The sequence below is a fragment of the Ralstonia pickettii genome (assembly GCF_030582395.1).
Taxonomy (GTDB): domain Bacteria; phylum Pseudomonadota; class Gammaproteobacteria; order Burkholderiales; family Burkholderiaceae; genus Ralstonia; species Ralstonia pickettii_D.
On the sequence record NZ_CP104382.1, the window covers coordinates 166241 to 183480 of the forward strand.

General features: G+C 66.4%; 18 protein-coding genes. 8 read left to right on the top strand and 10 right to left on the bottom strand.

Features of this window, described 5'->3' with window-relative positions:
* Positions 1 to 67: 67 nt before the first annotated feature.
* Complete coding sequence (locus N5B55_RS17535) at positions 68 to 1846, bottom strand: cytochrome c biogenesis protein DipZ (RefSeq protein WP_304540704.1); 1779 nt, start codon at positions 1844 to 1846, stop codon at positions 68 to 70.
* 208 nt (positions 1847 to 2054) lie between these two features.
* On the opposite strand from N5B55_RS17535, the gene N5B55_RS17540 reads away from it, so the two are divergent.
* Together N5B55_RS17540 and N5B55_RS17545 are read left to right on the top strand one after the other, a co-directional pair.
* Entirely contained in the window at positions 2055 to 2798 is a 744-nt protein-coding gene (locus N5B55_RS17540; protein WP_065859566.1) for a response regulator, read from the top strand.
* Positions 2795 to 4135 carry a sensor histidine kinase gene (locus N5B55_RS17545; protein ID WP_369812447.1) on the top strand — a complete coding sequence of 447 codons (1341 nt, stop codon included), beginning with the start codon at positions 2795 to 2797 and terminating at the stop codon, positions 4133 to 4135. The genes N5B55_RS17540 and N5B55_RS17545 overlap by 4 nt, the downstream gene beginning before the upstream one ends.
* A gap of 30 nt (positions 4136 to 4165) precedes the next feature.
* Here N5B55_RS17545 and N5B55_RS17550 read toward each other — a convergent pair whose 3' ends face one another.
* The 4 genes from N5B55_RS17550 to N5B55_RS17565 form a co-directional block, all read right to left on the bottom strand.
* On the bottom strand, positions 4166 to 5041 hold the full coding sequence (locus N5B55_RS17550) for a DUF72 domain-containing protein (RefSeq protein ID WP_304540706.1): 876 nt from the start codon (positions 5039 to 5041) through the stop codon (positions 4166 to 4168).
* On the bottom strand, positions 5038 to 5961 hold the full coding sequence (locus N5B55_RS17555) for an SIR2 family protein (RefSeq protein WP_304540708.1): 924 nt from the start codon (positions 5959 to 5961) through the stop codon (positions 5038 to 5040). The genes N5B55_RS17550 and N5B55_RS17555 overlap by 4 nt, the downstream gene beginning before the upstream one ends.
* A 5-nt stretch (positions 5962 to 5966) precedes the next feature.
* Positions 5967 to 6125, bottom strand: a complete 159-nt coding sequence (locus tag N5B55_RS17560) for a hypothetical protein (RefSeq protein ID WP_173004132.1) — start codon at positions 6123 to 6125, stop codon at positions 5967 to 5969.
* 141 nt (positions 6126 to 6266) lie between these two features.
* Positions 6267 to 7202 (bottom strand): GlxA family transcriptional regulator, encoded by a 936-nt coding sequence (locus N5B55_RS17565; protein WP_065859569.1) that lies wholly within the window; start codon positions 7200 to 7202, stop codon positions 6267 to 6269.
* Positions 7203 to 7302: 100 nt separating this feature from the next.
* On the opposite strand from N5B55_RS17565, the gene N5B55_RS17570 reads away from it, so the two are divergent.
* Both N5B55_RS17570 and N5B55_RS17575 read left to right on the top strand, forming a co-directional pair.
* Complete coding sequence (locus tag N5B55_RS17570) at positions 7303 to 7989, top strand: DJ-1/PfpI family protein (protein WP_065859570.1); 687 nt, start codon at positions 7303 to 7305, stop codon at positions 7987 to 7989.
* 81 nt (positions 7990 to 8070) lie between these two features.
* Positions 8071 to 8862, top strand: a complete 792-nt coding sequence (locus N5B55_RS17575) for a 5'-methylthioadenosine/adenosylhomocysteine nucleosidase (RefSeq protein ID WP_304540712.1) — start codon at positions 8071 to 8073, stop codon at positions 8860 to 8862.
* A 5-nt stretch (positions 8863 to 8867) separates the two neighbouring features.
* Here N5B55_RS17575 and N5B55_RS17580 read toward each other — a convergent pair whose 3' ends face one another.
* Positions 8868 to 9329, bottom strand: a complete 462-nt coding sequence (locus N5B55_RS17580) for a lysozyme inhibitor LprI family protein (RefSeq protein ID WP_304540714.1) — start codon at positions 9327 to 9329, stop codon at positions 8868 to 8870.
* Between the two features lie 74 nt (positions 9330 to 9403).
* On the bottom strand, positions 9404 to 10006 hold the full coding sequence (locus N5B55_RS17585) for a DJ-1/PfpI family protein (RefSeq protein WP_304540715.1): 603 nt from the start codon (positions 10004 to 10006) through the stop codon (positions 9404 to 9406).
* 86 nt (positions 10007 to 10092) lie between these two features.
* On the opposite strand from N5B55_RS17585, the gene N5B55_RS17590 reads away from it, so the two are divergent.
* Positions 10093 to 11430, top strand: a complete 1338-nt coding sequence (locus tag N5B55_RS17590; RefSeq protein ID WP_304540717.1) for an aminotransferase-like domain-containing protein — start codon at positions 10093 to 10095, stop codon at positions 11428 to 11430.
* Positions 11431 to 11510: 80 nt separating this feature from the next.
* Positions 11511 to 12371 carry a c-type cytochrome gene (locus tag N5B55_RS17595; RefSeq protein WP_178961603.1) on the top strand — a complete coding sequence of 287 codons (861 nt, stop codon included), beginning with the start codon at positions 11511 to 11513 and terminating at the stop codon, positions 12369 to 12371.
* 6 nt (positions 12372 to 12377) lie between these two features.
* Here N5B55_RS17595 and N5B55_RS17600 read toward each other — a convergent pair whose 3' ends face one another.
* A complete protein-coding gene (locus N5B55_RS17600) occupies positions 12378 to 12887 on the bottom strand; it encodes a DUF1697 domain-containing protein (protein WP_304540720.1) in 510 nt (169 codons plus the stop codon).
* A 209-nt stretch (positions 12888 to 13096) separates the two neighbouring features.
* On the opposite strand from N5B55_RS17600, the gene N5B55_RS17605 reads away from it, so the two are divergent.
* Together N5B55_RS17605 and N5B55_RS17610 are read left to right on the top strand one after the other, a co-directional pair.
* The gene (locus N5B55_RS17605; RefSeq protein WP_304540722.1) at positions 13097 to 13525 is read left to right on the top strand and encodes a hypothetical protein; all 429 of its coding nucleotides are present in this window, start codon (positions 13097 to 13099) and stop codon (positions 13523 to 13525) included.
* Positions 13526 to 13712: 187 nt separating this feature from the next.
* Positions 13713 to 15092, top strand: a complete 1380-nt coding sequence (locus N5B55_RS17610) for an FAD-containing oxidoreductase (RefSeq protein WP_304540724.1) — start codon at positions 13713 to 13715, stop codon at positions 15090 to 15092.
* 72 nt (positions 15093 to 15164) lie between these two features.
* Here the strand turns inward: N5B55_RS17610 and N5B55_RS17615 are convergent, their stop codons facing one another.
* Both N5B55_RS17615 and N5B55_RS17620 read right to left on the bottom strand, forming a co-directional pair.
* Positions 15165 to 16247, bottom strand: coding sequence for a calcium:proton antiporter (locus N5B55_RS17615; RefSeq protein WP_304540726.1), 1083 nt, complete (start codon positions 16245 to 16247; stop codon positions 15165 to 15167).
* A gap of 121 nt (positions 16248 to 16368) precedes the next feature.
* Positions 16369 to 17223 carry a spherulation-specific family 4 protein gene (locus N5B55_RS17620; protein ID WP_304540728.1) on the bottom strand — a complete coding sequence of 285 codons (855 nt, stop codon included), beginning with the start codon at positions 17221 to 17223 and terminating at the stop codon, positions 16369 to 16371.
* Positions 17224 to 17240 lie beyond the last annotated feature (17 nt).

A 17240-nucleotide genomic window follows, 5' to 3' on the forward strand; every position in this document is an offset into this window, starting at 1 on the left:
CCGTTTTGTCTGGGTACGTATCTGTCTGGCCGATGGATACAAACGCGTACAAAACGGCGGCGCGCCGTCAGCGGAAAGTGAAGGCGTAGGCATGCGCCCCGGCATCGAGGAAGCGGATTTCGAACGTGTGCTCACCCACCGTGCCGGCCTGGCGCACGAGCTGGTAGAGGCGCGTTTGCGTGATGGCGCCGTTGCCGTGGGCATCGGTATCGGCGCCGTGGCTGTCGCCGGGGGCCTTGCCGTCGATCGTGACGGTGAAGCGCACGGCGCGGCCATCGGCGGCGGGCCCGAGCACGAGGTGCAGGTCACGTGCATGGAATCGGTAGACGATGCTGCCGTCGGCGCGGTCGAGCGTGGCTTGTTCGGCGTCGATGGTCCATTGGCCGGACAGGCCCCAATCGTTCAGGCCGAGCTTGCCGACGCTGTATGCGTGCGACGTGCCGATCTGCGCGCCGCCCGGCGATGCGAAGCGGTCAGCTTGCGCGTAGCCGACGTAGGTTTCCGGAGAGCGGACGTTGTCCAAGTCCGGCGCGGCCTGGGCCCCGGGGGCATCGGGTGCGACCACGCCGCCCGCTACCTGCTGGTTGCCTGCCTCGGCCAGCAAGGCCTGGATGACATGTTCAGAGGTGGCGTAATCGCCCTCGCCAAACTGGTGGTGACGGATGTTGCCCTGGGCATCGGCAAAGTACGCGGCGGGCCAGTAGCTGTTGTGGAAGGCGTTCCAGATGCGGTGGTTGCTGTCGATGGCCACCGGAAAGTCGACGCGGAAGCCACTGACGGCGCGGGCAACGTTTTCGGGGGACTTCTCAAAGGCGAATTCCGGCGCGTGCACGCCCACCACGGTCAGGCCCTGGTCCTTGTACTTGTCGGCCCAGGCGCGCAGATACGGCAGCGTGCGGATGCAGTTGATGCACGAGTAGGTCCAGAAATAGACCAGCGTGACCTTCCCGCGCAGTTGTTCGGCCGAAATGGGCGCGGAGTTGAGCCACTGCACCGCGCCGTCGAACGAGGCCAGGCGCCCCTCCACGGGCAAGCCGCTGGGTTTCGCCGCAGGCGCAGCATTGGTCTCGGAGACCAAGTTGACGCTGCCCTGTGGTGCCGGCGGAGTCACGCCCAACCCGCCCAGCACGTTCACCAGTGCCTGCTCAAGCTGCGTGCTGCCGCCCGAAGACAGGCGCGCCAGCAGGCCCGTGTCAGCCCCCAGCCCGATGAGCGCCACGCCACCCAGCACGCTTGCGCCCATGATGCGACGCGCCCATTCGCCCAGACCTACGGAGCGCTTCATGGCGGCGAACACACGGCCGCCCAATCCCAAGGCTGCCGCCAGCGATGTGGCCGCGCCTGCGGCATAAGCCGTCAACGCCAGCGCACTGGACACGCTCGCGCCATTGAGCGCCACGCCGGTCAGCACCAAACCGAGGATCGAGCCCGCGCACGGCGCCCACAGCATCCCCGTGGCCACACCCAGCAGCAGTGAACCTGCCACCGAAGGTTCCGCCGATGCCCCGCCCGTTGACGCTTGCCCCGCGAGCCGGTTGCCCAGCGCCACCGCCGGCCGGGCCATCAGATCGGCCAGCCTGGGCCACAGCAGCGACAGCCCGAACACCGCCAGCAGCGCGAGTGCAGCAAACCGGCCGACCTCGTTGGCCCGCACCGCCCACGCGCCGCCGGCCGAGAGCAGCGTGGCAAAGCCGGCAAAGGTGAGCGCCATGCCGGCGAGCATCGGCAACTTGCCGCGCACAAAAGGCTGATTGGTTCGGCTCAGCACGAACGGCAGAACGGGCAGGATGCACGGACTGAGGATGGTCAGAGCGCCGCCCACGTAGGCGAGTATCAGCAGGCTCATGGTCGACATTTCTCCACAGGGGATCGGGATGGCCTCCATCAGACGCCGCGCGCGTAGCTGGCATGTATCGCGGCAGGGGCGACTTTGTATCGAACTGTACAAACGCATCCGTCAGATGCATTGCGATACAACACGGGCTCGCGACGTCACACGGACAGGCGCAAAATGGCGCCTTCCTTCCACCTTCCATCGTGCCGAGGTCACCCCCATGGACGCCCACGTCGACCACATCCTGATCGTCGATGATGACCGCGAGATCCGCGAACTTGTTTCGACCTATCTCACCAAGAACGGCCTGCGTGTGACCGCCTCGCCCGATGGGCGCCACATGCGTGCGTTCCTGGAGGCCAACAGCGTCGACCTCATCGTGCTCGACCTGATGCTGCCCGGCGACGACGGCCTGGTGCTGTGCCGCGAACTGCGCGCCGGCAAGCACAAGGCCACGCCCGTGTTGATGCTGACGGCGCGCGACGACGAGACCGATCGCATCATCGGCCTGGAAATGGGCGCTGACGATTACCTCGCCAAGCCGTTTGCCGCGCGCGAGCTGCTCGCCCGCATCAAGGCCGTGTTGCGCCGCACGCGCATGCTGCCGCCCAACCTGCAGATTTCCGAAGCGGGGCAGATGCTGGCCTTTGGCGACTGGCAGCTCGACACCACCGCGCGCCACCTGATCGATGCCGAGGGCACCATCGTTGCGCTGAGCGGCGCGGAATACCGCCTGCTGCGCGTGTTTGTCGACCACCCGATGCGCGTGTTCAACCGCGATCAACTGCTCAACCTCACGCAAGGCCGCGAGGCCGAGATGTTCGAGCGATCCGTCGACCTGCTGGTGAGCCGCCTGCGTCAGCGCCTGAATGACGATGCACGCGACCCGGCGTACATCAAGACCGTGCGCAGCGAGGGCTATGTCTTTGCCAAGCCGGTGGAGATCAAGGAGGCACGCCAATGACCGCAACCATGAGCATGCGCGCCTGGGCATGGCCACGGACGCTCGGCTCGCGCCTCTTTGTGATCCTGCTGGCGGGTTTGGTGGTGGCGTATGCGCTGTCGTTTGCCGTGCTGTTTTCCGAGCGCTACATGAGCGCGCGCGAGGTGATGCTCGGCACGCTGGAAACCGATGTGTCCACGGCCATCGCCATCCTTGACCGCCTGCCTGCCGACGAGCGCCCGCAGTGGCTGCCGCGTCTGAACCGCGGCAACTATCAGTACATACTCGGCCCGGGCTTGCCCGGCGTGCCGGAGATGACCCAGCGCGGCAAGGACATCGCCGCCCGCATCAGCGAGGCCAGCGGCGGCCGCTTTCCGGTGACGGTAGAGTCGATACCCGGCGACGGCAAGCAGCTGCAGGCACACCTCACGCTCAGCGACGGCAGCACGCTCACCATCGATGTGCATCCGCGCATGACGCCCATTGCGCAGTGGCTGCCGTATGTGCTGGTGGTGCAATTGCTGTTGCTGATCGTGTGCTGCTGGTTTGCGGTGCGATTGTCGATCCGCCCGCTGGTTGCATTGGCCGACGCCGCCGATGCGCTCAACCCCAACGCGCAGACGCCGCCGCTGGATGAAACCGGTCCGACCGAACTGGCGCGCGCCGCACATGCCTTCAACGCCATGCGCGAGCGCATTGCCCGCTTTGTCGAAGAGCGCGTGCAGATTCTGGCCGCCATTTCGCATGACCTGCTGACGCCCATCACCCGCATGAAGCTGCGCGCCGAACTGGCCGAAGATTCTGAAGAGAAGCGCAAGCTGCTGAGTGATCTGGCTGAGATTGAAACCCTCGTGCGGGAGGGCCTGGCCTATGCGCGCAGTGCGCATGGCGATGGTGAAAAGCCCTCGCGCATCGATGTCGGATCGTTTGTCGAAAGCCTGGTGTACGACTACCAGGACACGGGCAAGCCCGTCACCCTGGAGCAGCACGCCACCGGCGCCATCGTCACGCGCCCCCACGCGTTGCGCCGCGTGTTGACCAACCTGACCGACAACGCCATCAAGTTTGGCGGCGCGGCGGAAATGGATGTGCGTCGCGACGGCGACGCCGTGGTGATCGAGGTGCGCGACCGCGGACCCGGCATTCCTGAAGACAAGCTTGAGGCGGTGTTGCAGCCGTTTGTACGGCTGGAGAATTCGCGCAGCCGCGAGACGGGCGGCACGGGGTTGGGCTTGGCGATCGCACAGCAGTTGGCGGAGGCTGCAGGCGGTGGGCTCACGTTGCGCAATCGCGAAGGCGGCGGTCTGGTGGCGCAGGTGAGGCTCGGTCAGGTGGTTGCGTTGGCGCCGCGCGAATAAGGCAATGCGCGCTCGCCCTGAGCCGCCGTCTTACTCGGCACGCTGCAGCCGTTCGAGCAATCGCCGCGCATCGGAAGGCGCTTCGACCTTTTTATCGTTATCAAAATAGCAATAGATGTCGCGGCCGCCGCGCCGCAGTCTGGCGGGCGGGCCAACGCGTTGCGCATCGGGCGGCTCACGGCCAGCGGCCCATTGGCGGATGCGATCGGCCCAGCGGTTGAGCGCCGCATCCGCATAGGCGCCGCTGTAGAGCGCATCGGCGCCGTGCAGGCGCAGGTAGACGAAATCGGCCGTCACGTCTTCAAGGTACGGCCAGTCCGCAATCGCATGCGAGACCACCAGCGCGGCGTGATGCCGACGCAGGAGCGCCGCAAATTCCGGCGTGCAGAAGCTTTCGTGGCGCACTTCCACCGCATGGCGCAGGGGCCGCTGATCGCGCGTGGCGAACCACGGGGCCTTGACGCGCCCGTCGTGCTGCCGCGCCAACGCACGCGCAGCAGACGTGTCGGGGGGCAACAGCGAAAGAAAGCGCTCGAAGCGCTCGGCATCGAACCGGTAGTTGGGCGGAAATTGCCACAGAAACGGTCCGAGCTTGCGCCGCAGCGCCAGCACCCCAGAAGCGAAGAAGTTGGCCAGCGCCGGCACCGCGGCCTCGTCCCGAAAGCGCAGCATGTGGGTCAGATACCGCGGCCCCTTGACGGCAAAAACGAAACCATCGGGCACGGTGTCATGCCAGGCCTGCCAACTGTTGATCGACTGCAGCGAGTAGTGCGACCCGTTGATCTCGATGGTGTCGAACTGGCGCGACGCAAACTCCAGCTCGCGGCGTTGCGCCAGGTCTTCCGGATAGAACACGCCACGCCACCCTTCGTAGCGCCAACCCGAGATGCCGATACGGATCGTCATCGCGCGGCACCGCGTGGGCGACGGCCGCGCATGGCCCCGCGCTCGCGCTCAACCGCCGTGCCGAGCGCACGGACAGCCTCAAGCAGCGCCGAATGGTCCGCTGCCTGTGCCTGGTAGCGCAGCACATGCAGGTTGAGCGCGTCTTCCAGCACGGCGGCAGTGACGTCGGAGAACGTGTCGGCGGCGGTCACGAAGTAATGGCGTTCGGCGCCGGGGTGTTCGGCGCCGTAGGCTTCGAGCAGCGCGCGCATGTCGGAGTCGTCGATGCCGCAGCCGAGAAACAGGAAGGTGTGCGTGCGCAGCAATGCCTCCACCAGGTCGTAGAAGGCACGGAAGCGGGCTCGCGCTTGCACGTAATCGCAGCGCGAGAAGATGAGCGTGGCCGGATGGCTCATCGAGCCGTGTGTCTTGATGATGAGGTTGCAGTCTTCACGCACACGCGCTGCCACGGTGGGGTTGCTGTAGTCGCACACCACGACCGGCGCTGTGCCGTGCGCATGGGCGCGCGTTTCGTACAGCGTGTCGAAGTTGGGTGTGAGCGTGATGCGGAAATCGAGCGCGAGCAATGCATCGTGGATTGGTGCCACTTCAAAGCGTGGCGTGACCAGCTCACGGCGTAACAGCGCGGTCAGCCGGCGCTGGCCCAGCACGCGGCGCACGATTTCAGCAGCAGTCAGTACATCGCCGCGTGCGACAAAGGCGCGAACTTCTTCTGCCAGTTGGGATGCGGCGGGCGCGATGGCATCGGCGGCCAGGCACAGCAGTTCTGCCCACGTGGGCGGATGCCGTGAGCCATCGGCCGAGCGGGCATTGGCCGAAATGCCCGACCCGAAGAAAAGCACCGCACGGCGCCGGGCGATGTCTTCTACCAGGCGAGGCGGCCATTCGATCAGGGAAGCGGGCTGGCCTTTGCGCGCCATGCGCGTCACTGATGCGGCGCACTCACCTGCGCTTGCACATGCATCCGGCCGCTGTGCGGTGCCCGCAGGCCCAACGGCTCGTCGGTCAGATCGCGGGCAAGCGAATACGCCGTGATCACGGCCAGCGTGACCCCCACGATGGCCAGCATTTCCCGAGTGTCCATTTGCATCTCCTCCTTCGCTCCTTGCGTTGCTTGTGACCTGGCTCCCGCCCTTTCTTGTCGATGTCGGGCGGCGTCGGGCCTAGGACGCAAAGTTCGGACCTGAGGGAGGTGATTGGCGCAGTGACGCGGCTTTAAGTGGGGTTAGCGTGCGCGCAACGAAGAAGGGGGGACGCCAAGCAGGCGCTGGAAACTCCGTCGCATGCGCTCGGTATCGCCAAAACCGCATTCGGCGGCGACCCGCTGCATGGAGGCAGCTCCGCTTTCCAGCGCGGCGCGGGCCGCCTCAACGCGCAATTTTTCCACGGCTTTTGCAGGGGTGAGACCGGTTTCGACCTGGAACGCCCGGGCGAAATGGCGCGGGCTCATGCAGGCGTGCTCGGCCAGATCGCCTACACGGTGCGGTGCGCCCAGGTTGCGGCGCACGTGGTCGAGCAGCGGCTTGAAGCGGCCGCGTGCCGAATCCATCTCATTCAGCGCCGAAAACTGCGACTGCCCGCCGGGCCGGCGGTAATACACGACCAACTGCCGCGCCACCGCGCGTGCCAGGCGCTCGCCCAGGTCTTCGGCGATGAGCGCGAGCGCCAGATCGATGCCGGCGCTGATGCCGGCGCTGGTCCAGATTGGGCCGTCGTTCACGTAGATGTGGTCCGGTTCGAGCTGCACCTGCGGGAACGCGCGCGCGAACTGCTCGCTGCGGCTCCAGTGGGTGGTGGCGCGCCGGCCGTTCAGCAAGCCCGTGGCGGCCAGCAACAGGCTGCCCGAACACACGCTGGCAACGCGCGCGCCGCGGGCTGCGCAGCGTTGCACGAAGCGGCGCGTGCGTGCATCCGCCATGGCCGCATCCACGCCGTCGCCGCCCGCAATGAGCAGCGTGTCGACCTGGCTGGCCGGGGGCAGGGCGTCGGCATCCCAGCGCGCCCCGGAAGAACTGCGTACGAGGCCGGCCTGCGCGGCAATCGTGCGCAGCGCGTAGTGGTCGTCCCGATACCGGCTGGCAACTTCAAACGCCGCCACAGGCCCCGCGGCGTCGAGCAACTGGAAGTCCGGAAAGATGAGCACAGCGATGCGGTGGGCCATGGCAGAAAAAGTGGGAGACTGGTCATTGCTGCCAACACGATAGAGCGCGATCCTGTAAAGCGTCAACCCGCCATCACATCACTTTCAGGAGAGCCGAACCATGACGACTTCCCCATTTATCGTTGTCTTTGCGCTGTACAACCGTGTCACCCAGCTCGACTTCACCGGTCCGCATGAGGTGTTCTGGCGGCTGCCCGGCGCGCAATGCGTGGTGGCTTCCGCGGCCGGTGGCGAGATCCATGCCGACGGTGGTCTCACCATCTCGAACGTGCAGCGGCTGGCCGATATTCCGCACGCCGACTTGATCTGCGTGCCTGGCGGTTTCGGCGTGATCGAAGCCATGGAAGACGCAGAGTTCGTGCGTCAGGTGCGGCGCCTGGCCGACGGCGCACGCTATGTGACCTCCGTCTGCAGCGGCTCGCTCGTGCTGGGCGCGGCGGGGTTGCTGCAGGGCAAGCGCGCGGCCTGCCACTGGGCATGGCGCAACCTGCTGCCCGCGTTCGGCGCCACCGTCGATGAAGCGCGCGTAGTCCGTGACGGCAACCTCATTACCGGCGGCGGCGTAACCGCCGGCATCGATATGGCGCTGACGGTCATGGCCGACATCGCCGGTGCCGAGCATGCGCAGGCCGTGCAGCTCGGTATCGAATACGCGCCCGCACCGCCGTTCGATTGCGGCCGCCCAGAGCGTGCGGCACCGGAGATTCTTGCAGCAGTGACGTCGCGGCTGGATCGTTTGCGCGCCGATCGCCATGACGCCGTGCAGCGGGCGGCGCAGCGCCTCTGAGCGCGAGCAAGGCGGAGCCGGATTGCGGCGACAATGGCGTCTTTCGACGTATCCACGCCCCAAGCCGGCGCCGTATTCCGCATGAACACTCCGTCTTCCCAGCCCAACGTCCTTGGCCCGATCGGCATCGTTGCTGCCTTGCATGAAGAGATCAACGAACTGCTGCCGTGTCTGTCCGGCGCGCAGTGCATCCACATCGGCAGCCGGGATTTCTGGACGGGCGAGTTGGACGGCCAAGCGGTCGTTGTGGTGCTGTCGCGCGTCGGGAAGGTGGCGGCGGCGTCCACCACTGCGGTGTTGATCACGCAGTTCAACGTACGCGCCGTGGTGTTCGCTGGCGTGGCGGGCGCATTGGCTCCGGGCGTGGCCGTGGGCGACGTCGTGGTGTCGGAAGAACTGCTGCAGCACGATGTCGACGCGTCGCCGCTATTCCCGCGCTGGGAGATTCCGCTGACCGGCATGGCGCGCTTCCCCGCTGACACGTCGCTCGCCAACGGATTGCTGGAAAGCGCCGGCGCCGTGTTGGCCGACCCGCATGCGCTGCTCGGCCCGGATGTCATGCGGGCCTTCGGGATTGCGGCGCCGCAGGTGCATCGCGGCCTGATCGTCAGCGGAGACCGCTTTGTCTGCACTTCGGCAGAAAGCGCGGTGCTGCGTACGGCGTTGCCGGATGCCTTGGCCGTTGAGATGGAAGGCGCCGCGGTGGCGCAGGTGTGCCACGAGTGGAGCGTGCCGTTTGCCGCGATCCGCACGATTTCCGACCGCGCCGATGACGCGGCCAGCGTGGACTTCGCCCAGTTCATCGCGCAGGTCGATTCACGCTACAGCGTGGCGATCCTGCGCCAGTGGTTGTCGGCGGCGCCCGACGCCTGAACCGCTTACTGACCCTTCGCGGCCAGGTATTTGTCGAGCGCGTTGGCGCGCTCGCTCAGGCGGAAGATTTCGTTCTCCAGGCGCTGCAGGTCGTCGAGCTTGCTCTTGCCGTAGATGGCAGCCTCAAGAGCCGCCGTCCTGGCGTGAAAGTCCTGCCACGCCTGCTCCGAACTGACCAGGGCGTCTCTCGCGTTGCCGTTCAATGACCCGAGTAGCGTCTTGTACGCATGGTCCAGGCGCTCATCCTGCGCGGCCTTTTCCGCAGAAAGGCATGCGCCGATCGCGTCGGCGTTGTCCGGCGCCTTGTCGACGCACGCATACAGTTTGGTGGAAATGCCCTGCGGCGCACGGCGCTTGATGCCGTTGCCGAGGCTTTCGGCCGCACACGCGCCGGCGCTGTGGACCACCAGCGCAACGGCAAGGGTGACAGGAACGGCCAGCGTCTTCAGTGTCGTCAGCGTGTTCAAGAAGTGACTCCTGATCGCGTGTCTGCGATGCGTGAAGGGCCGACCAGTCTATCTGCCTGCCCGCGCCACCGCGATCAGCCGGGCAGGTGAGGCCGCAGGTTGCGCAGGGCGTTTTCCACGTAGGCTTCTTTCTCGCCGACGGGGGCAACGTAGTGCAGCGCTTGTGCGGCGGCTTCAATGCCTTCTGTGCGCGCAATGACCCACGCCGCCAGGTACGGCGAAGCAAAGCACCCGCCCGCCGTCGCAATATTGCCGTTGGCGTAGAACGGCTGGTTCAGCACTTCCACGCCGGCCTCCTGCACCCAGGGTTTGGTGGTCAGGTCCGTGCAGGCCGGCACGTTGCCGAGCAGCCCCAGCTTGGCCAACACCAACGTGCCGGAGCACTGCGCGCCGATCAACTGACGTGATGGGTCGAGCGCCAGTCGCGCCATCAACGCCGGGTCGGCCACCACATCGCGTGTGCGGATGCCGCTGCCGACGAGCACGGCATCTGCGGTGCGCGCGTCTTCCAGAAGCGATTGCGCATGCATCGTCACGCCGTTCATCGATGTGATCTCGGTGCGTGGGCAACACAGGCTCACGCGCCAATCTGGTTTCTTGATGCGGTGAAGCACGCCGAAGGCGATGAGCGAATCCAGTTCGTTGAACCCGTCGAAAGTGAGGATGGCGATGTGCATGGCGGGTGTGCTGTCGCGTTGGGATAGATCGCATGCTAGGGGCAGGGGGCAATACAATCAAAAAATTGTCCTTAGTACACTCAGAAATGACCCAAGCCCGCTACCAGCCGCTTGTTGACGAACTGGTCGCGCAGATCCGCGCCGGCCGTCTGCCGCCCGGCACCCGCCTGCCCACGCACCGGCAACTGGCGCAGCGCCACGGCGTTGCGCTGGTCACGGCTACGCGCGTGTATGCCGAGCTTGAGGCGATGGGCCTGGTGAGCGGCGAAGTGGGGCGCGGCACCTTCGTGCGCGAAAGCACGCTGCCGCGCGGCCTCGGTATTGATCAGCAGGCCGTGGCCGACGGCGTGGTGGATCTGAACTTCAACTACCCGTCGCTGCCCGGACAAGCCCGGTTGCTGAGCCGCGCATTGCGCAAGCTGGCCGCCGGAGGCGATCTGGATGCGCTGTTGCGCTACGCCCCCCATGGTGGCCGTGCGCATGAACGCGCTTGCGTGGCGCGTCACCTGGCACAGCGCGGCGTGCCCGTCGCGCCGGACAACGTGCTGCTGGTCGATGGCGCACAGCACGGTCTGGCCGTGACAGCCATGGCGCTCCTCAAGCCCGGCGATGTGGTGGCGGTGGACGCGCTGACGTATCCCGGTTTCAAGGTCGTCGCCGAGATGCTGCATTTGGAACTGGCGCCGTTGCCGGCCGCCGGGCAAGGGTTCGACCTGGAGGCGCTGGAACGGCTCTGCGCGCGCCGCCGTGTGCGCGCCGTCTACGTCATGCCGACACTGCACAACCCGCTTGGCTGGGTGAGCGGCATTGGGTGGCGCCGCCAACTGGCGACCATCGTGCGTCGCCACGGCCTGGTTGCCATGGAAGACGCGGCCTACGCCTTTCTGGACGACAGTCCGCCCGCGCCGCTGGCGGCGCTGGCGCCGGAATCGACCGTCTACGTTTCGGGCCTGTCGAAAAGCGTGGCCACCGGCTTGCGTTTCGGCTTCGTTGCCGCGCCGGCTGCGTGGGTGCCGCAACTGGAACGCGCCATCCGCGCCACGACGTGGAACACCCCGGCCGTCGTCACCCGTCTCGCCTGCGAATGGCTGGACGACGGCACGGTCGGCCGCCTGGAAGCCGAGAAGCGGCGCGATGCTGCAGCGCGCCAGGCGATTGCCCGTACGGCGCTGGCCGGGCTGACGCTGGTCACCCATCCGGCGTCGTACTTTGCCTGGCTGGCGCTGCCGCAGGAAGTGCGTGCCGATCGCGTGGTCGTGGCGCTGCAGGAGGACGGCATCTCCGTGTCGACCGCAGAGCCGTTTGCGACGTCCAAGCAGGTACCGCATGCGCTGCGGCTGGCGCTTGGTTCCGTCGCGCTCGACCGGCTCGATGCCGCGTTGCAGACCGTCAGGCAGCGCGTGGAAGCACAGAGGTATCGATAACGAAAACCGTGCCAAAGCGCGTGCGCTTGCCTACACTCTCGTCGCAACGAAATGGCCCAAATTTGTCCATAGGAGACCTCATGAAGAACTGGCTTGCAACGATGGCCGGATGGGCGCTCTGCGCATGCGCAGCGTTCGGTAGCGCCGCCCATGCGGCGGATGCCCCGGATGATGGCGCGACGCTGACCGTCAACATCGGTACGGACCACCGCACGTTGTCGCGCGACGCCTTACTGCACGATCCACGCCTGACCAGCGTGACGGTGGAAGACCAAAATCTGAAGCGCCGCCTCACCTTCAAGGCGATCCCGGTGACGGCGCTGTTCCAAGGGCAGACGGTCAGCCCCGACGCCAGCGCCACCACCGCCGCCAGCGACGGCTACGTTTCGCACCTGCCAATGCGCCTGTTGCTGGGCGATCGCGCCGACGGACCGCGCGCGTGGCTGGCCGTGGAAGACCCCGCCGCGCCGTGGCCGACGCTCAAGGGCCAGGACATCGGCCCGTTCCGGCTGATCTGGACGGCGCCGCCGGCCAAGGCGTCGGTCGTGAACGAAAGCCTGTGGACTTACAGCATCGTGCGCATCGACGTGGCCGCGCTGCCGGGCGAGCGCTTCGCGGCTATCCGGCCCGCAGCAGGGCTGCCCGCAGATGGGCCTGTCATGCGTGGCTTCGCCACGTTCCAGCGCGTCTGCTTTTCGTGCCATACGCTCAATCGGGCGGGCGATGCCAACCTGGGCCCCGATCTGAACGTGCCGTACAGCCCGGTGGAATACCTCGGCGATGAGAAACTGCGCCACCTTATCCGCGATCCGCAATCGCTGCGCTGGTGGCCCAACGCACGCATGGCCGGCATCGACGAGAAGACGCTGTCCGATACGGAGCTCAACGATCTGCTGGCGTACTTGCACCATATGACCAAGCGCAAGGCGGCAGCGCAATGACCGGCGCTATTCGGTAGCCCAGTCGACCAGCTTGGCGATGGTGTTCATGTTGCGGGCCGTCCCCGTCTTGGCGGCGGGGATCTTGAGTTTGGAATCGGCCATGCCGTCGCCGTAGTGCACGTAGATTTCGCGCGTGCCCAGTGCCATCTCTTCCGTCCGAAGGCCGGTGGCGGCGGCCAATGCATCGGGGGGCGGTGGGGTATCCAGAAAGATCGCGACTGTCCGATTGGGCGCCGCAGTCTTGAACGGATTGCCTTCCAGCACCGCTGCCAGCTCCGCGCCCGTGCGCACGAGCACGCCCACGGGTTTGCCGGCGTAGTCCTCCAGGCAGCGTTCGAGCTTCGCCTTGATGGTCGCTTCCGCGAGCCGGCTTTGAAAAACCACGTTGCCGCTCGCAATGTAGGTGCGTACCCCGGTCAGCCCGATCGATTCACACATCGCACGCAGCTCGGCCATGGGCAGTTTGCCAGTGCCGCCGACGTTGACTGCTCGCAGGAAGGCGATGTAGCTGGGCATGCGGTCTCCGGTTCTGATGTTTGTCTGGCTTATCAACGGCTTACAGGCGCGCTCGAACTAGCAACATTCTGTTACGAGATTGACGAATGTGTTTAACCCGCCCCGCTGCGCGACTTGTATTCTCCGCCCCGAAGTCATCGAGCCCGGATCGGCCCCCTCATTTGTCGAGTCGAGTGCCGCATCCTGCATTTGCGCATAAGGGGAACACCATGTTTAAGAAAATTGCACCGGCCCTGATTGTGGCAACGCTCGCCGGCCTGACGGCCCTGCCCGCAGCGGCGGATGACCTGCGCAATGCGCTGGGTGGCGCGCTGGGTGGGGCGGGCGGAGCGGCCGTTGGCGGCGCGCTCGGCGGGCAGGCCGGCTCCGTGATCGGCGGGGCGATCGGCGGCGGCGCGGGCGGCGCCTTGACGGCCAACGGCCGCGAGCGCAAGGGCGCCATCGTGGGAGGTGCATTGGGCGGCGGTGTGGGCGCGGCTGCAGGCAATGCGATGGGCGGCCACGCGGGCGGCATCGTGGGCGCCGGCCTGGGCGGCGGTGCGGGCGCAGCGCTGGGCGGCAACGTGCAGCGCAATTCCTACTCCGACCGCGACGACCGCGGCTACCGTCGCCACGGCAAACATCACCACCACCACTGATCTGATGCGCCGGTGCGCTCGATACTGAGCGCACCTGCCGCCTTCCTGCTTTCTTTCCGGCGACGGCGCTGTCCGTGTCCGTCGCGCGGTGCGTCGGCCAAAACAGTCACCAAGACTCGCCGTTGCCACGTGTGCCGCCTACCATAACGAGACGGCTGCCGTCGGCAACCACCCGGAGGAGAGCGCCATGACCCAACGTTTCGACGCCATCATCATCGGCACTGGGCAGGCCGGGCCGCCGCTGGCTGCGCGCTTGTCCGGCGCTGGCATGAAGGTGGCCATCATCGAGCGCGGCCGCTTTGGCGGTACGTGCGTCAACACCGGCTGTATTCCCACGAAGGCGATGGTGGCCAGCGCCTATGCGGCGCGCATGGTGCAGCGTGCGGCTGAATACGGTGTGGTGATCAATGGCGGCGTCTCTGTCGACATGCAACGCGTAAAGGCCCGCAAGGATGACATTTCCGGCCGCTCCAGCCACGGCGTCGAGCAATGGGTACGCGGCCTGGAGCACGGCACGGTTTTCCAGGGCCACGCCCGCTTCGAGAGTGCGCGTACGGTGCGCGTCGGCGACGAACTGCTCGAAGCCGAGCGCATCTTCATCAACGTCGGCGGCCGGGCGTTGGTGCCGCCCATGCCCGGGCTCGATCAGGTGCCGTTTCTGACCAACTCCACCATGATGGACGTGGATTTCCTGCCCGAGCACCTTGTTGTGATTGGCGGGAGCTACGTCGGGCTGGAGTTCGGCCAGATGTTTCGCCGCTTTGGATCGCGCGTGACAATCGTCGAGAAAGGGCCGCGCCTGATCGCGCGCGAAGACGAAGACGTATCGCAGGCGGTGCGCGAGATTTTGGAAGCCGAGGGCATCGACGTGCAGCTCAATGCTGACTGCCTGAGCGTGCGGCGTGACGGCGCCGGTGTCGTGGTCGGCCTGGAGTGCGGCAGCGGCGCGCGCGAGGTATCCGGCTCGCATCTGCTGCTGGCCGTCGGGCGCGTGCCCAATACCGACGATCTCGGCCTCGACAAGGCCGGGGTGGAAATGGACAAGCGCGGCAATATCCGCGTGGACGAACAGTTGCGCACCAATGTTCCCGGCATCTGGGCCCTGGGCGATTGCAACGGCCGGGGCGCCTTCACGCACACGGCTTACAACGACTACGAAATCGTGGCGGCCAATCTGCTCGACGACGACGCGCGCACGGTGTCGGACCGCATCCAGGCGTACGCCATGTACATCGACCCGCCACTTGCGCGTGTCGGCATGTCGCTGTCGGAAGCGAAGCAATCGGGGCACACGCTGCTGGTCGGCAACCGCCCGATGACGCGTGTCGGCCGCGCGGTAGAGAAGGGCGAGAGCCAGGGCTTCATGCGCGTGGTGGTCGACGCGCAGACGCACGAAATCCTGGGCGCGTCGATTCTCGGTGTGGGCGGCGATGAGGCGGTGCATTCGCTCCTCGACGTGATGTATGCCAAGGCGCCGTACACCACTATCAGCCGCGCCATGCACATTCACCCCACGGTGTCGGAACTGATTCCCACGTTGCTGCAGGGCATGGAGCCTGTGCAGTAACGTCGCGCATGGCGCACGAAAAACGAAGGGCGCCTTGCGGCGCCCCCAACATCAACCTGCTGTGCGTGCCGCTCAGGGCACGATCGAGAGAAACAGGTACGCCGCAAAGATTGCCAGATGCACGACGCCTTGCAGGATGGTTGTGCGGCCCTTGCCCAGCGTGAGCGACGACACGATCAGCGTCAGGAACAGCAGCACCATTTCCTTCGGGCCCAGACCCAGTTCGAGCGGTCGGCCGATCCAGATGAACACGGCGGCCACGGTCGGTATGGTCAGGCCGATACTCGCCAGCGCCGAGCCCAGCGCGAGGTTCAGGCTTGTCTGGATGCGGTCTGCATTGGCGGCGCGCAGGGCGGCCAGGCATTCGGGCAACAGCACCAGCGCGGCGATGACAATGCCGACGGTGGCCGGCGGCGCGCCTGCATTCAGGATGGCCGCTTCCACCGATGGCGACAGCACCTTCGCCAGACCGACGACAGCCACCAGCGACACCATCAGCAATACCCCGCTGAGCGCCGCCACGCGTGCGGGCGGCGGTGGGGCGTGCGTGTCTTCGTTGGCGCTGTCGACGAGGAAGTAATCGCGGTGGCGGATGGTCTGCACGATGACGAAGCAGCCGTACAGCACCAGCGATGTCACCCCGGCAAATGCCAGCTGCGACGACGTCATGACCGGCCCCGGCGTTGAACTCGTGTAATTGGGCAGCACCATGGTCAGTGTGACGAGCGCAGCCAGCACGGCCAGCGCCGCGGTGGCGCCCGGCGCCTGGAAGGCTTGCTCACGGTGACGCAGGCCGCCCACGAACAGGCATACGCCTACGATCCCGTTGCAGATGAGCATGACGGCGGCAAACACCGTGTCGCGTGCCAATCCCGCTTTCTCTGGCCCGGAAGAGAGCATCACCGACACGATCAGCGCGACTTCGATCACCGTCACGGCGATTGCCAGGACGAGCGTGCCGAAGGGCTCGCCCACCTTGTGCGCGACGACTTCGGCATGGTGGACGGCGGCGAAGACGGCACCGGCCAGCGCAAGCGCCATCAGCGCGATCAGCCAGCCCGGGGGCGTCATGAACGAGCCGCCCACCAGCACCACCCAGGCCAGCAGCGGCGCGGCGATTGTCCAAGGGGGCAGCTTGTTGGAAGAAAGGGCCACGGGGTTCTCCTTGTTGTTGCATCAACGCCGGCATGCGGCGAAGGGGGATGCGGTGTGGCCCGAATATAAAGCATGTGCGGAGCCTCAGCCCGCACATATCGCGTAACTCATACCAGCGCCATCACGGGGCGACGGCCGTGGCCGACACCTCCTGGCTCCAGTAGGTCGGCAGCGCGCCATACGGGTTCGGCAGCGTCTTGTTCGTGATGAAGACGGCGGCAGCGCCCTTGCCTGACGCGTTGCGAACGAACGTTTGCATCTGCGCGGCCGACGCCGCGTAGACGATGTGCGCAAACCGGGCCGTCGGATAGCCCGCCTGCCACGCCAGCGGTGCATAGCTGGCGTAGTGCCGGGCGCTGTCTTCGAAAACGACGAGCTGATCTGCCACCGGCAGGCTGGCATAGATCTCCGGCACATTGGTGCCGGGGTTGCCCGTGACTGTGTAGTTGGGCGACAACCCTTTGATGTAGTTGTAGACCGACTGGTAGAACTGGACGTGCGCGGTTGTGCTGTCGGCCGTCATCTCGTCGATGAAGAAGCCGTCGACCTGGTACAGCGCCTGATAGGTGTTGATGTCCTGCACCACGGCCGACAACGGCCGGTTTGCGTACGAGCTGGAGACGTACCCGATCACCTTGCCGCCTGCGGCACGCACTTTGGCGACGGCGGCCACATAGTTGGCATCCTGCGTGGTGCCAGGACCGCTGTCCGGGTTGAGGATGACCGTGGTCGGTACCGAGGCTGCTGCGGTGGCCAGTGCAGTCCATTGCGTGGCCCCGCTGCCCGACGGATAAATGTAGGACGGCACCAGCAGCCCTTCAGCGCGCGCATGCGATGCGCCCATCAGCGCGCCGGACACCAGAGCGAATGCTGCATAGGCGGCGCGAGCGAGCGTGCGCTTTGCGCTGCCCGTTTGCGATGCCACGGCCACGGTGGCGGATGCGGGCGAACGCCCTCGCGTTTGTATCGATTTCATGATGTGCCCTCGACCAC